21 protein-coding genes, 1 pseudogene and 2 riboswitches are annotated in these 14,651 nt (G+C 34.6%); of the genes and pseudogenes, 5 read left to right on the top strand and 17 right to left on the bottom strand.

Annotation, left to right across the window (positions count from 1 at the left end; genetic code table 11):
* Positions 1-152 precede the first annotated feature (152 nt).
* The 5 genes from MHH69_RS01725 to MHH69_RS01705 all read left to right on the top strand — a co-directional run bounded on the left by MHH69_RS01725 (position 153) and on the right by MHH69_RS01705 (position 4,394).
* Entirely contained in the window at positions 153-1,520 is a 1,368-nt protein-coding gene (locus MHH69_RS01725; RefSeq protein ID WP_341361585.1) for an aminotransferase-like domain-containing protein, read from the top strand.
* Positions 1,521-2,072: 552 nt separating this feature from the next.
* Complete coding sequence (locus MHH69_RS01720; RefSeq protein ID WP_122972998.1) at positions 2,073-2,285, top strand: hypothetical protein; 213 nt, start codon at positions 2,073-2,075, stop codon at positions 2,283-2,285.
* A 91-nt stretch (positions 2,286-2,376) separates the two neighbouring features.
* Entirely contained in the window at positions 2,377-2,883 is a 507-nt protein-coding gene (locus tag MHH69_RS01715; protein ID WP_122972997.1) for a hypothetical protein, read from the top strand.
* Positions 2,884-3,682: 799 nt separating this feature from the next.
* Positions 3,683-3,895, top strand: a complete 213-nt coding sequence (locus tag MHH69_RS01710; RefSeq protein ID WP_122973445.1) for a hypothetical protein — start codon at positions 3,683-3,685, stop codon at positions 3,893-3,895.
* Positions 3,896-3,914: 19 nt separating this feature from the next.
* Entirely contained in the window at positions 3,915-4,394 is a 480-nt protein-coding gene (locus tag MHH69_RS01705) for a DinB family protein (protein WP_341361584.1), read from the top strand.
* Between the two features lie 32 nt (positions 4,395-4,426).
* Here MHH69_RS01705 and MHH69_RS01700 read toward each other — a convergent pair whose 3' ends face one another.
* From MHH69_RS01700 to MHH69_RS01625, 17 genes and pseudogenes are all read right to left on the bottom strand, one after another.
* The gene (locus MHH69_RS01700; RefSeq protein ID WP_341361583.1) at positions 4,427-4,723 is read right to left on the bottom strand and encodes a DUF5316 domain-containing protein; all 297 of its coding nucleotides are present in this window, start codon (positions 4,721-4,723) and stop codon (positions 4,427-4,429) included.
* 71 nt (positions 4,724-4,794) lie between these two features.
* Complete coding sequence (locus MHH69_RS01695; protein WP_122973448.1) at positions 4,795-5,373, bottom strand: hypothetical protein; 579 nt, start codon at positions 5,371-5,373, stop codon at positions 4,795-4,797.
* Between the two features lie 246 nt (positions 5,374-5,619).
* Positions 5,620-6,177, bottom strand: coding sequence for a dihydrofolate reductase family protein (locus tag MHH69_RS01690; protein ID WP_122973449.1), 558 nt, complete (start codon positions 6,175-6,177; stop codon positions 5,620-5,622).
* Positions 6,178-6,203: 26 nt separating this feature from the next.
* Positions 6,204-6,755, bottom strand: a complete 552-nt coding sequence (locus tag MHH69_RS01685; RefSeq protein WP_341361582.1) for a GNAT family N-acetyltransferase — start codon at positions 6,753-6,755, stop codon at positions 6,204-6,206.
* Between the two features lie 146 nt (positions 6,756-6,901).
* Positions 6,902-8,086 (bottom strand): MFS transporter, encoded by a 1,185-nt coding sequence (locus MHH69_RS01680; protein WP_122973451.1) that lies wholly within the window; start codon positions 8,084-8,086, stop codon positions 6,902-6,904.
* The gene (locus tag MHH69_RS01675; RefSeq protein WP_341361581.1) at positions 8,076-8,492 is read right to left on the bottom strand and encodes a MarR family winged helix-turn-helix transcriptional regulator; all 417 of its coding nucleotides are present in this window, start codon (positions 8,490-8,492) and stop codon (positions 8,076-8,078) included. The genes MHH69_RS01680 and MHH69_RS01675 overlap by 11 nt, the downstream gene beginning before the upstream one ends.
* Before the next feature lie 130 nt (positions 8,493-8,622).
* Positions 8,623-9,084, bottom strand: coding sequence for a GNAT family N-acetyltransferase (locus MHH69_RS01670; protein ID WP_341362939.1), 462 nt, complete (start codon positions 9,082-9,084; stop codon positions 8,623-8,625).
* Positions 9,085-9,173: 89 nt separating this feature from the next.
* Positions 9,174-9,320: a hypothetical protein gene (locus MHH69_RS01665; RefSeq protein ID WP_341361580.1), complete on the bottom strand. Its 147-nt coding sequence runs from the start codon at positions 9,318-9,320 to the stop codon at positions 9,174-9,176.
* Between the two features lie 82 nt (positions 9,321-9,402).
* Positions 9,403-9,489, bottom strand: a pseudogene (locus tag MHH69_RS19285) (hypothetical protein); the annotation flags it as partial.
* Positions 9,490-9,542: 53 nt separating this feature from the next.
* Positions 9,543-10,001, bottom strand: coding sequence for a helix-hairpin-helix domain-containing protein (locus MHH69_RS01660; protein WP_341361579.1), 459 nt, complete (start codon positions 9,999-10,001; stop codon positions 9,543-9,545).
* Positions 10,002-10,125: 124 nt separating this feature from the next.
* Positions 10,126-10,536, bottom strand: a complete 411-nt coding sequence (locus MHH69_RS01655) for a hypothetical protein (protein WP_341361578.1) — start codon at positions 10,534-10,536, stop codon at positions 10,126-10,128.
* A 5-nt stretch (positions 10,537-10,541) separates the two neighbouring features.
* Positions 10,542-10,748, bottom strand: coding sequence for a helix-turn-helix transcriptional regulator (locus tag MHH69_RS01650; protein ID WP_191706449.1), 207 nt, complete (start codon positions 10,746-10,748; stop codon positions 10,542-10,544).
* Positions 10,749-10,899: 151 nt separating this feature from the next.
* Complete coding sequence (locus MHH69_RS01645; RefSeq protein WP_341361577.1) at positions 10,900-11,433, bottom strand: VUT family protein; 534 nt, start codon at positions 11,431-11,433, stop codon at positions 10,900-10,902.
* Positions 11,434-11,471: 38 nt separating this feature from the next.
* Complete coding sequence (gene queC, locus MHH69_RS01640; RefSeq protein ID WP_341361576.1) at positions 11,472-12,131, bottom strand: 7-cyano-7-deazaguanine synthase QueC; 660 nt, start codon at positions 12,129-12,131, stop codon at positions 11,472-11,474.
* A 53-nt stretch (positions 12,132-12,184) separates the two neighbouring features.
* Positions 12,185-12,228, bottom strand: a riboswitch (PreQ1 riboswitch).
* Between the two features lie 11 nt (positions 12,229-12,239).
* Complete coding sequence (gene queF / locus MHH69_RS01635; RefSeq protein WP_191706446.1) at positions 12,240-12,740, bottom strand: preQ(1) synthase; 501 nt, start codon at positions 12,738-12,740, stop codon at positions 12,240-12,242.
* 117 nt (positions 12,741-12,857) lie between these two features.
* Positions 12,858-12,904, bottom strand: a riboswitch (PreQ1 riboswitch).
* A gap of 54 nt (positions 12,905-12,958) precedes the next feature.
* The gene (locus MHH69_RS01630; RefSeq protein ID WP_341361575.1) at positions 12,959-13,924 is read right to left on the bottom strand and encodes a nucleoside hydrolase; all 966 of its coding nucleotides are present in this window, start codon (positions 13,922-13,924) and stop codon (positions 12,959-12,961) included.
* A 102-nt stretch (positions 13,925-14,026) separates the two neighbouring features.
* Entirely contained in the window at positions 14,027-14,188 is a 162-nt protein-coding gene (locus MHH69_RS01625) for a hypothetical protein (RefSeq protein WP_341361574.1), read from the bottom strand.
* Positions 14,189-14,651: the final 463 nt, after the last annotated feature.

Genomic DNA, 14,651 nt, shown 5'->3' with positions numbered 1-14,651 from the left:
TGAACCTTTCTTTACCTTGTCCATTTGAATAACCTCCTTATTTTAGAAGTTTTTGGAACTTCCATCCTTTATACTAAAGAGGTAGATTCATTTCCGGTAGATAGTAAAAACGCCATCTGTACCCATACAAAATAAGGGGTGGAAATTTAAATATGGACACGAAATATCAAGAAATTATGAATGAAATTCATGCACAAATTGCTGACGGCCGCCTTCAACCCGGAGGGAAATTGCCGTCTATCCGAGCCCTTTCAGAGGCCTTTAAATGTAGTAAAAATACAATTATTAAAGCTTATAATGAATTGGAAAAGCAACATAAAATTTATGCTGTTCCAAAAAGCGGTTATTATCTCGTCGGCAGTCGTCATTTAGATTCCGAAACAGAGGAAATGATTGATTTTGTTTCTGCCGGTCCTGACAAATGGCATATGCCTTACCGTGATTATCAACATTGTATGAATCAGGCAATCGAATTATATAAAGAAGACATGTTTCAATACGCCGAGCCCCTCGGTTTACCTATTTTAAGATCCCAATTATCGAAGCAATTGCAAGAACTTCAAGTGTTTGCACCAGCACAAAGAATTTGTGTCGTTTCCGGTTCCCAACAAGCCCTTGATATTTTAGTAGCCCTCCCCTTCCCTAATGGCAAGACGGAAATTTGTATCGAGCAGCCAACTCATTTCAGTATGATTGAGTCAATTTCATCAAGAGGGCTGAATGCAGTTGGGATTGAAATAACAAAAGAAGGCATCGACTTGAAACAATTAGAAAAAATCTTTAAAGAACGGCCTATTAAATTCTTTTATACTGTTTCCAGATTTCAAAATCCTACCGGCTATAGTTATACAAATAAGGAAAAGAAGAAGATCGTTGAATTGGCCCAAAAATATGATGTATTCATTATCGAGGATGATTATATGGGAGATCTTGATATACGGAAAAAAGCGGATCCGATGTTTACCTACGACCCTTCTGGCAGAGTCATTTATACGAAAAGTTTTTCAAAAGTACTTTTACCTGGCTTAAGACTTGGGGCCGCTGTTTTACCTGAGTCGCTTATTGAGCTTTTTTCGAAAGCAAAGTTTGCTGCCGATGTCCACTCTCCTGTTTTAACGCAAGGTGCCTTGGAAATTTATTTGCAAAGCGGGATGTATAATGCCCATATACAAAATTTAAGGACAATTTATAAGAAAAAAGGCGAGATGTTGAAAAGGGCTTTCCTTACCTATTTATCTGAAGGAGTAACCTTCACCGGTGCCGAATCTGGATTTTACTCTTCGATTCAATTGCCCTATCCATTGAAGGCATCCCATCTCGTAAATTCTTTAAAAAAGAAAAACGTTCTTGTTCAAGATGCGACAGGCATGTACCTACCTCCATATAAAAAAGAAAACGTCATCCGTTTGAGCGTCTCTCAAGTAGAAAACAGGAAAATCGAGGAAGGAATTCGAATCATTGGAGAAGAAATTAATCATCTGGTAAGGAAAAACACTAGCTATTTTGGAGGTATAAATTAGTTAAGCATTAGAGACACGGAATATAGAAAATCTATAGTAAACCAGCTATATTTTATCGCATCTAAAGGCAGAAGAACTTTTTTCAAATTTAATGAATTAATGGATATTCACCATTTGGATTGAATATAACTAAATATCCAATACGTATACTAAGTAATTACTATTATTAATTAAGCTGTTCTACTGTATCTCTAAGGTTTCAATAAGTTCCTTTAAGAATTTTATATCAAATAAGGGGTTGTCCATTTTATCCAAAAGTTGTAAGTTAAAGTTACCACACTTTTCTTTATAAGATTATATAGGAATAATAAAAGGATGGAAGAAAATCATTTATACAATATGTTGAAGTCGCTTTGAAATTATAAATATGACAGCGTATTCCCAGAATTACCAAAATGATTAAGTATTAAACAAGCGTTTGAAAGAAAAAGATGAATTAAAATGGAAAAAGGAATTATTACTTGTTTATAGTAAAATGTATTTTTAATAGAGAAGAAATAGTTAGATTACTTGTGTAAGAATTATAGTTAAGTAATATTCGGAGGTAAATTTATGAATACAAATTATATTGTAGGTACTTTATTCTTTTTAACTGGTAGTTTTATGTTATTTATGCATAGATTGGTAAGTCTAGCTGTTCATCATTTAGGCAATTTTGTGAATGATACTATTCATTTAAGCAACCTTTTATACATACCATCTATTTTATTTATTATAATAGGTTTGATTTTAATATATATAGGATTAAAAAGAGTTAAAAAGTAATATTTTACAAAAATAACCAAAAATAATTGATAAATTTATACAAAAATTGTTATCCTAGAAATTGTAAAATATCAACATTGGAGGTATTTTTGTGAAAAAATTATTTTTGGTTTTTAGTTGTTTAATAATGGTCTTTGGTTTCAGTATTACTTCAAGCCAAGAAGCTAAGGCTTTAAGTGGTAATGAGCCAACTTACACTTATTGGATGCAATCTTCTTCTTCTTTAATTAAAACTACATACGGTTCTTGGGTTACTAGAACTGCATATACGCATGGTCCTGCTACAAAGACATATTCCTATGAAACTTCAACATCTTGGAGTGTGGAGAGCTATGCTGAGCTTAGTTATAATGAAATTAAAAGTGGTTTGAAATCTAGCTTTACTAGTACAAAGAAGATAACTGATTCTATGTCATGTAGTATTCCAAAAAATAAAAAAGGTGCTTATCAAACAAGAGATGTTTACAATCATTATAAAGTAAAATTGCAGGAATGGATAAGTGTTGATGGACGTAAATCGAAAACAGGGAAAACTAAAACTGTTACTATAAAGAAAAAAGTAGGATTAGAAGACAGATGTAATCTTATAAATAAATAATAATAAAAAAGAGTAGCAAATTGCTACTCTTTTAGTTTATAGCTTTCCACACTTTTTTATCGAAGTAGATTGTTTTATAAAGTTAGCTAATTAATGTGTTTTGAAAAATTGAGTTACCTACTTTGAAAAGGTAAATTATTCTATAAATCCTCCTGAAAATTTTTAATAATTACTAAACATATGTAAAATAGTAAAAGTTGGGACTCACTCAATTGATCATTAAATACGTTAAAAAATGTTTAAATAAAGATAGTAAGTAATATACACCTACCACGATCAACAGCTTGTAGGTATGGGTAAAATGCCCAATTTTAATAATCCACCATAATTCAACTGCTGTGTAAATTTCATTAAATAACTTTAAACTACTGTCATGTGTAACAAATAATATTTCATAGAATATATAATCGCTCAATTTATCGCCTATTACCTTTTGTGCTAGTCCCCCTCTTATTTGGAGAATCAAGAATCTTTTTGCTTTTGATGCGGTTTTGTTGGTCCTTTAACTTTGGCACATGGATTGGTCATACATTTAGGAGGTATAAATTTGAACTATTTAAAAATGCGAGCAAAGCATTTTACTTACATATTATTTGGATGGATTATCGGTTTTATAATTTCCTATTTTCTATTTTCGAATTTAAATCCTACCATTCTATTTAGACTCTTTTTCTTTTATTGCCTTGGTGAAGTAGGTTATTTCTTTTTCTGGAAATATAAGCAGAGGACCGTAGATTAAAAGGGTTGGTAAGCAACTGTCATATTTCGAAGGTAATATCCGTATCTTCTTAATAAGGAGATGGGTACATTGGTCAATCTATTAGAAAATTTGTTTGATATTTCAATTTCAATTCTATTTTTAAGTACCATTGTTTATTTGTTGCAATTAAAGAAAGCGAAACGAGCAAGAAAACTGTCCTCAATGGAGCACTTTATGTACATTGTGATACGACTTGCCTATTTTACTGCAGCATCTAGTTATGTACTTCTTTTATTAGATAAACATTATTAAATCTATTGGAGGATACGGAATGAATAAAGAAATTTTGTTAAAGGAGCTATATTTTTTAAAAGACAATATAAGTCATTATATTTTACTGTATAAGGAAGATTTTGCTGATTGGGCTCCCCATAATAATTTGAGAAGTCTTTTTTCACTTGTGAATCACATATCTGGTATTCCGATGATGACGGCGAACATTCTGGAGCAACTGCCAGATGAATGTATTTTCCCATTGGATGAACCCTTTTTGATTAACCATATTGATACCCCTGGCTTATATCATTTCTTCCTAGATGGATTTAAAAAGTTAGAAACGTTTGTTAAAGCGATACCAAATGATGAATTTAATACGAAGCTAATCCGCCATCCCTTTGGAGAAAAAGTGACTCAAGCTAAAGTTACTTTCGATGCCATCACCCACTTATACCATCACCGTGGGCAATTACACAATTACTTAAAGCAACTCGGTCAATCGATTTCAACTGATACGCTATATGTGAATTCATAAAAATCCCTACTTGTTAAAAGTAAGGATTTTTCTTATCCGTTATTCAATAAAAAGGAAAAAACGATAGACACAATAAAATTAGGGATAGCAAGTAAAAGTGAGCTAGTAAACATTTTATATCGGCTCTTCCGATCTTCTTCCGATTCGGTGGCGTAATTTGCCCTAATTCGATCTCCGCTTACAAGTGTTCCCGAAAAAATCAGTGTAGCAACTAAAAAAACGACACCGATACTACTAGTAATAACAGGAATCATATGAATATCCCAAAATACCAAAGATACAATGATTCCTACTAATGAAAGGATAAAACCAATGATTACATATTTCAATATACTTCCCCCCCTTTAGTTATTGTACGTTACAATTCCCCATACGTTTCATTAGGCGAGAATTAATTCCCCTAATCTAAACACCCTTTTAATTTTGAAGCCAATTGATCTTGTTTATAATACATATCGTTTAAAGAAAGGACGGCAAAGTAAGAAGAAACTTCATTTTTCACTAATAAACAATCATCATATAGTAAACTAATATGTAAATTTGTTTTAGGTGTCCTTTTACTTACCTTTAGAAAATTGGCCAATTCTAAATAAACTGGATGCACCATTTCATCCACTGACCTCTCGATTGCAAAGTGCCCTACATTACTACTCCACCAAACTTGGAAAGCTGTGTAAATTTCATCAAATAACTTTAAACTACTGTCATTGATTACGAAGAATCTTTCATAAAACCGGTTTCTTTCCTTATGAAAAAAATTTAAATCATGAACTTTTTCATCCGAAATTTTTTGTAATACCTCTTCCCATAGTTCTTTGAATCTTGACTCAAAATCTTCTTTAAACGGAACCGTCGTAGACAAGTAGGGATACTTTAAATGCTCTCCGCTACGATGTTGGTTAAGATAAATATTTTGTAAGTAAATTAAAAAATTTAAAGAATGACTTTCATCTAAACTTATTACGAATGAATTGTCCATTCAATGATCCCCTCTCTTTCCTGAACTATTAAATTCTATAAGAAAGATTCATTACCTTCATTTATAATCTTCAAGTTTTTTATTTTATGATTGATACCTTAAACTTTTATTGGGTACTATTTTCAGGGAGCAAATAATGCTTTTAAATTTATTGGTTTTCTTCCTATTCTTTTATTTTTGTTGACTATATTTCTATGGATTTTAAGAACATTAAAAAAGGAGTGGCAAAAGCTACCCTCTAAAACCTTACTTCAAATGATAGATTAATTGCACTACTCCAGAGGAAAACCTTCTTGTATCGACTAGATTTAAATTTAACCTTTGTTTGATATTAACAAACAAAGGTTTCCCCTCTCCTAAAATAACTGGGTGAACCGATAATCTTAATTCATCTACAAGCCCTAAGTTCATAAAAGTAGTAATTAGACTTGAGCCACCGTACAACCATATATCTTTTCCTGACTGACTTTTAATTTTCTCCACTTCTTCTAAAATATTTTCATTAATGTAAACCGCTTTTTGATCCGTCCCTTTTTGTGTTCTGGAAAAGACGTATTTCTTTTTAGTGTGGATAGATTCCATTTGCTTTTGCAAATCTACATCTTCTATATCCGGCGTAGATTCTCCCCATAAATCATAGCTTTTCCGTCCATAAAAAATCGTGTCAATTTGATTTAGGAAATTGTTAAACCCCATTTCCTCATCCATGATGCACCAGTCTATTTCGCCGTTTTGCCCTTCAATGAAACCATCTAACGATACCGCCAAATCTAGAAGAACTTTCCGTGATAAAATTTCAGGCATACGCTCACAACCCTCTTTGTTAATCGTTATTTACCCCACTCATATTTCAAAATACTATAAAGGAATGAATCCCTCCAACCATCTTTCATTTTCAAGTTTTCTCGAATTCTCCCTTCCTTCGTCATACCGACTTTTTCCAACACTTTATATGAACCAATATTTCTAGGATCACAAGTAGCATAAATGCGATGGAGATTGAAATGCTCAAAGCCAAAGTCAATCAACAGCATTGCTGCTTCTGTTGCTATCCCTCTTCCCCAGTAATCCGGATTCACCACATAGCCGATTTCTCCCGTTTTGTTCGTAAAATCGCGAAGGTGCAACTCTCCAGCTCCGACCATTTCGTCATCCTTTTTGTTTATAATAGCGAAGACATATCTTCTCCTTGGGGTTTTAGATGCGTCAGCTAAAACTTCATTTACAAACATTTTAGATTCCTGTAAAGTATTCGGTCCCCAAGGTTGGTAGCGACAGACGATTTCTTGGGAAGCATATTTATGTACGTCGACCCAATCATCTTCAACCATTTCCCTTAAAAAGACCCTTTCTGTTGATAATGTTTTTGTAACTACTTCCATCTCATCCCCTCCACTTTTATTAAGTCCCTTATCAATCTATTCATCCTTAATTTCAACAAAAAGTAATCGAATCCTTCTTGGAATAAATAGAAAGTTAACCATAAAAAAGAGGTAACCTACGATTGTAAGTTACCTCTTTTATCGATTTAAATATATTGTTTCGCTTTTCTTCCATGTAAAACAAAGTAAAGTGGAATACAAATAATAATGACCGGTACCATCCACATAAACATCGTTTGGAATCCAAGTAATGGAACGAGAATTCCAAGTAAGTATGGGCCGAAACCTAGACCTAAATCATAAAAAATATAATAAGTGGATGTTGCAAAGCCGAAACGGTGTGGCTCTGTTACTTTTACGGCGATTGTTTGAGCAATTGAGTTGAAATTACCAAAACCTAACCCTATTAACGCGGCAGCTAGTAATAACACGAATGAGCTGTGGGCTGTACTAAATAAATACATCCCTAGTGCAAAAATGACTAACGCTGGGTAAACGATGATGTTTGGTCCCTTTTTGTCCATCAGCTTTCCGGTAATAGGTCTCGTTACAATCGTTGCGAAGGCATAAACAATAAAGAATACACTCGCTGCCGTAACTAAATCTATTTCCTCCGCATATGGAGAAATGTAGGACATCACACCTGAATAGGCAAACCCAATAAGTAGTGCAACGAAAGAAATTGGAATCGATTTCGGTTCCATCACCTTTGAAATAAAGGATTGTTTTCCTTCGATTTCTTGTTCGTTTTTCTTTGATGCGATGGTAATCTCTATTTTTACAAAAGCAAGCATCACAATCATACATAATGATAGAAAAACATTAAATCCGAAAATTAACGTATTTCCATGTTCAAATTTCATTAATAGAAGGCCGATAAACGGACCAATCGCTGTCGCTAAGATGGCACTTAAACTATAGTAACCGATCCCTTCTCCTTTTCGGTTAGCTGGTAAAATATATGCAACAATTGTACCGGCAGCAGAACCAATAATACCGACAAATACTCCTTGAATAAAACGTACAATTAATAAAAAGGCAATATGTATTTCAATAAAATATAAACATGATGTAATAAAGAAACCAATAACGCCAATTATTAAAATTTTCGACGGTCCTATTTTTTCAATAAGTCTACCTGTCATTAGCCGCCCTACTAAAGCGCCAATAACATAAATACTGGATACAAGACCAGCCATACTTGTAGATGCATCGTAAGTTTTTATAGTGTAACTTCCGATTGTGACGATTAATAAATAAAACATTAATACGGCCAAAAAGTTAATGAGTGCAACTGATATAAAATTTTTTGTCCATATTTTATCCTTCATAGTGTTTCAAACGCTCCTCTAATATCATAAGCTGTTCCGTCCATTCATTTACCATTTCCTCTGACATTGGCTCTGTTACAAATGATTGGAGTTCCATTACTTTTTCTCCTACTTTTCTACAAAGGATCTGCCCTTCAACAGTTAAAGACAAATATTTTTGCCGTTTATCTTCACCGCTTGTGAATTCAAGTATCCCCTGTTCGTTCAATTTACGCACTAAAGTAGATACTGTTGGCTTCTCAACAGACCACTCTTTCACAATATCGATACTTGTACATCCTTCATTTTTAAATACATGATTTATAACTAGCCATTGTACAGGCGTAATTCCATTAGCAGAACATATTTCTTGAAGTCGGTTCACATACAATTTATTAAAGCGGTAGATTGTTGAAAACAGATTCATAAAAACCTCCAAAGTAGTTAGTATTCCTAACTAACTATATAATAGAAATGATTCTATGTAAATATCAATTGATTTCGATTTCATTAAAAAAGGACGTTCCGCCGTGGGTAACGTCCTTTCCTATGTACTATTAAAGTTTCATTTTCATACCTTCATGGGTTGCTTTAAAACCAATCCGTTCATAAAATCGCAAAGCATCTGGTCGCTTTTTATCTGTCGTTAGTTGAACTAGATGACAACCTCGTTTCTTTGCCCTTTCAATAGCCCATTTGAATAACTCCGTCCCGAGCCCTTTCCCGCGCATAGAAGTCACCGTTCGAACGCCCTCAATTGTTGCTCGCCACCCACCTTGATATGTTAAATATGGAGTAAAGGTAATTTGTAGTACACCTACCACGTCCTCTCCTATACAAGCTACTACTAACTCATTGTTTGGGTCTGACGATATCGCCTGAAAAGCTTCTATATAACTTACTGGCAGCGGCTGTTCATATCGTTCCCGCTGACTCCCCAACACATCATCAGCAAGCATTTGAACAATTTGATCTAAATCTGTTTCTTCTGCTATTCTAAAATCTAATTCATTTATCATCATACTTGAACCCCTTTCTCTATAAATTAAGTTCAACAAACATGGGGGTAATCCTTTTAAAATCGCTCTATTTAAGGGAAATTATAAGATTATTGTTTTTTATTTCTTGCTATATATTCTAATTGTTGTGCAATATAAATTAATACCATTGCCCCGATTCCATTCCACATACCGCCAAAAAATAACCCTACAATTCCACCAAAAGCTATATAGAATCCTAAACTTTTATTTATCACTTACTCACCTGTCCCCTGGCTCTGATTTATTTCTAAATCAACCATATTTTATCGAATTTCAACCGTCCCCTACAGATACACTCTAATGGGCATAGTTTGGTTTTTCCGGTGGCCAAGTAGCCTCTACTTTAAAACCTAATACAGCTGTATACCACTCGATAGAAGTTTCTAAATTTTTACGTTCTTACGTAGGATAATCGTGTTTTCATTATCCTTTCCTCCCTATTCATACCAAGCCGTTTCAGGTCGATCATCTGGATACCCATAGACTTCCCGATACTTTTTTCTTTCCTGTGTAAATTCAAACCATTGCTTGTTACTCTTCGGGTTATTGGCGAAATGAATGACACATCGTATTTGATCTTCTACACAACTATCCGTCCAAACGCCCATTTTCTTCTCTAATTCATTAAATAATGTCGCACCGTCTTTTTCCTGTAACTCTTGTAAAGAAAAAATATGTAAATGGTTAACGAGCTTTTCTGCAAGTTCATATCCAATGGATGGGACTCGTTGAAATTCTGCAAGTGCTTTTATTTTCTTTGCTTCGTCTAACGACATTTCCAGTATTTCTGCTATTTGATTTGTACTTAGTGTATGTATATCTCCTAATTTCACTTTCGCTTTTCGAAGTTTGCCTTTGTCTTCAACTGTTAACGGTAACTTTGGATTGGAACCCAAAAAACCCCTCCTTCTATCCATTGTTAGTAAGTATAATTCGACAAAAAGTTTAATTATCCTACTACTCCTACTACTTGAGTGAGTAAGAGACGAATACCCAATGGACCCACCCCTCTTTACTTCCTCAAACTCTTTTAACAATAAATGCCCCAGCAATCGTCATTAAAAACACTCCGCCTAAACATAAAATCAACAGTCCCGTTTCGATCGTTTTTACTCCCATTGCATACGCAATTAATAGAGCAGCCCCACTGCCTATTAAAATAAAATATAGCGCCCCCAAAAAATACTTTTGGAGATTTTTTAAAGTTCGTTCATCGATTTCAGGCACATTTCCCCTTCTTTTCTGACTCCATTTAGAAACCATCAAAAATACCATTAATCCACCTATAACTCCAATGATAATTGGCAACATTAATTCAACAGGATAATCACCCGTTTCTTTTCCAATGATATATATACCTAAAAAACCGCCTATTATCATACATAGAACAATCACAGTCCATAACAAATGCTGTAACCTCTTAACGCTCACCTACTTCACTCCTTTTCCTCTAAGTAAAATAATTGTTCAAAAGGAACATCCAAATATTTAGCTAATTTTAGAGCCAATTCCAGACTTGGATTATACTTATTTTTCTCAATGGCATTAATCGTTTGACGAGTAATTTGCAAATCTTCCGCCATTTGAATTTGCGTAATTTTTTTGGCTAACCGAACTTCTTTAATATGATTAATTACTTTCACAAAACTTTTCACCCCATATTAAATGTAAAGATATCTTTACATTTAAAATAAATAAAAATGGACAATATGTAAAGATATCTTTACATATTGTCCTATAAAAAAACTGGCGGAAACTTTTTCAAGCTACACCAGTTTTTTAGAAAACGATTTATTAAGCAAAACTGTTACTTTTCTTTCCATGCACTTGGCTTAAAATTATAGCACCAAACATTTGGATAACGGTTTTCACGATAATTTGACCGATAATAGCAGCTGGTACAGCTTCCCATGGTAACATACCGGCGCCAAGAGGGCTTAAACCAATAATGACAAACACTGCCGAATCTAGTAATCCTCCTACTAGACCACTATAGAAAACGCGCCAAGCGATAGGTAATTTCAATCGAGTATAAATTTCCGTATCGGCCGTTTCAGCTAAAATAAAGGAAATAGCTGATGCTGCTACGATCATTAATGTATCTCCTAGTAGAAAGGAGACGATTGCCGACAAAACTAATGCTGTAAAAATAAATAAATACGTTTTTTTCCGTCCGTATTTATTTTGTACTAAATCTCGGAAAATGAACGTCGCTCCAACAAACAACGTCCCCATCGGAACGATAAACATTCCAAATTGCAATGGTGCAAAGGCAGCCGTCACCACATTGGCAACGACAATTGATAATAAATAAAATATGATTCTCATTTTACTACTCCTTAAATTTCAATTAAAAACTTGGTCTTTTAAGACTCTACCTTCGAGTTTAAGTACTCATCTAAACCTCTTTTACGCAACTTACAAGCTGGACATTCCCCACAACCGTCCGCCTTTATTCCGTTATAACAAGTGAGTGTTTTTTCGCGGACAAATTCAAGGGCACCGAGCTGATCTGCCAATTCCCACGTTTGCGCTTTATTAAGCCACATTAACGGTGTTTCAATGACGAAAGTATCATCCATTGATAAATTTAACGTAACGTTTAGCGACTTAATAAAAATATCCCGGCAATCGGGATAGCCGCTAAAATCTGTTTCACAAACGCCTGTAACAATATGTTTCGCCCCTATTTGTTTTGCCAACACCCCAGCAAAGGATAGAAACAACAAATTACGCCCAGGCACAAAGGTTGATGGTAATTCGCCACCTTCCCCATCTTCCACTGGAATAGTTCCCCTTGTTAAAGCGTTCGGTGCTAACTGATTCAATAGCGACATATCTAACATGTGATGAGCAATCCCTAATTCTTTCGTTATTTCCTTTGCGCAGTCAATTTCAAGCCGATGCCTTTGACCGTAATCAAAGGTTACAGCTACCACTTCTTCATAGCGTTCTTTTGCCCAAAACAAACAAGTTGTACTATCTTGTCCTCCACTAAATACAACAACGGCTTTTCCCTGCTTCATGTGAAAAAATCTCCTTTATTAATGAAAAAACAGCATTCTAAGAAAAATGCTGTTTTTCCTTAGTTTTTTATAGAGGGTCGCTAATAACCTCTTTATTTAATTTCATTCTTAACGATTATCAATTTTTTCAGGATTTAAATCATGGTTCATTAAACGATGATGAGCCATCTCTTCATATTTCGTTCCCGGTTTCCCGTAGTTACACCAAGGGTCAATCGAAATTCCTCCGCGTGGCGTAAATTTACCCCAAACTTCAATGTAACGAGGGTCTAGTAATTTGATTAAATCGTTCATGATAATATTGACACAGTCTTCATGGAAATCACCATGGTTTCTAAAACTAAATAAGTACAATTTTAACGATTTACTTTCTACAATCTTTTTATCTGGAATGTAAGAAATATACATCGTCGCAAAGTCTGGTTGATGCGTTAATGGGCATAAACTCGTAAACTCCGGACAATTAAATTTCACGAAATAATCCCGATTGGAATGAAGATTATCTACCGCTTCTAATACTTCCGGTGCATAATCAAATGAATATTGTGTATTTTGGTTTCCTAATAATGTTAAATCTTTTAAACCTTCTTCATGGTTACGGCCAGACATAAAAAATCCTCCTTGCAAATGTTTCCCAACAATTAACAAGGAGAAGTTCATATTCTATAAAACTCTTATAAAAACATAAAAGCCATGTCCAGTTATGGACATGGCATCATTCGTCATGTTTCCATAGTTTTTTATAGAGGGTATCAGCTATGAACCTCTCCCGTTCGCCGGGCATTCTATTCATTGAATAGAATAAAGGATGAAGGGGCATTGGTCAATTAAAATTTTGTGAGGCGTTCCGAAATATTTTCCACAGCCTTCATAAATTCTTCAACAAACTTCTCCCGTTCAACGTTATGTAGAACATGAACATTTGGTTTATTGTTTGTACGATTCAAATAATCTACGATAGTAGCACCCGCTGCTTTACCTTCTAACTCCACCTCCACAAAGTGGTCGGTTCCTTCAAACAAGTGAGGTTGCAATAAATACATCACTGGCACTACATCATGAAAATGAACTACTTGATCATAATTTTCTTCATGAAAAGGTGTCTTTTCAATTTGATCAAGATAAAATGTCACCATTTCATGGAGCTTTTGTGTAAATTCCGTCCCCATATCTTCTAATCGCTTGATTTCATCCACTGTAATAAAGGCTTTATGAGTTACATCTAAACCACTCATTACAACTTGAATCCCTGAATTAAACACAATTTGGACAGCATGCGGGTCAACGTATGCATTGAATTCTGCCGTTGGTGTAACATTGCCCCCTACAGCTGCTCCCCCCATCCATAAAATCCTTTCAATTTTCGTTTTTACTTCAGGATGGGCAACAAGTAATGCCGCGATATTCGTCAAAGGACCAGTTGCGACAATCGTTATTTTTTCATCGCTACTTAAAATCGTCTCCACCATTGCAGTCACCGCCGGACGATGGCTCACTGGAAGTGGAGGCGTTAAAAACTGGACGTTTCCAAAACCACTTTCTCCATGGATATCTTCTGCTATTTCCAATCTACGAAGGAAAGGACTTTCTAATCCACGGGCAACTTCTACATTAGCCCCAATGTAACTTAAAAAGACCCGTGCATTATGATTGGATTTTCCTTGGGAGATATTCCCTGAGCTTGTTGTAACTAAACGAATATCTAAAGCATCATCATTTCCATAGACGTATGTTAACATCATTGCATCATCTATTCCCGGATCTGTGTCAATGATTATAGGTATTTTAGACATGAAGAATCCCCTTTTCATTACTTCATAATAATATTCTCTTACTATTAAGTATACTTGAAAAGGGAATAAAAGGAAGCCTTCGAGTAAAAAAGGGAAAAGTTGTTAAACTTCCTTAAGTAATGAATCGATTTTGCTACTAGACGAGTTATTGAATTTACCGTCATTCTCCTTTGCTTCTACTGGGGTATCATCACCGTTATCCGTACAAGCTACAACAAAAGGAAGTATACACATTATAATTAGAATGTGGAGACGTTTTCGCATCGTTCTACCTTCTTTTCATTCATTTTCCGCTTATTATTTTCAATATGGAGCAAAGTATGCGTTGAAATTATTTACAAATAGAAGTTAAAAGGGCTTGCTAGCATTAAAAATAGAGTACATTCATATCCTTTCCTTCGTTGGATATCTTTCCATATTCTATAAAATACAACCTTATACCCTTTAAAATACGAACATATGTGCTATAATGTAGGTGTAATAGCTAAAAAATTTAAAAGGACGATTGGCGGAACTCCTTTACAGAGAGGCGGTGATGCCTTGTCTATTTCTGAAACATTAATGTTTTCCGTGGCCTTCGCCACTTTAATTGTGACTGTGATTACAGTAAATCAAAAAAAATAACCTACCTGAGCTCTCGCTCAATGCAGGTTAAACTTCGAACTGGTTGCCAATCCCTTAGGACTAGCTATTACCGTTGACTGCTTGATGTTGCAGCATCAAGTAG

This window comes from Ureibacillus sp. FSL E2-3493, assembly GCF_038077515.1.
GTDB classification, from domain to species: domain Bacteria; phylum Bacillota; class Bacilli; order Bacillales_A; family Planococcaceae; genus Ureibacillus; species Ureibacillus halotolerans.
The sequence above is the reverse complement of the archived record's forward strand: the minus strand, read 5'-3'. Positions and strand labels throughout refer to the sequence as shown.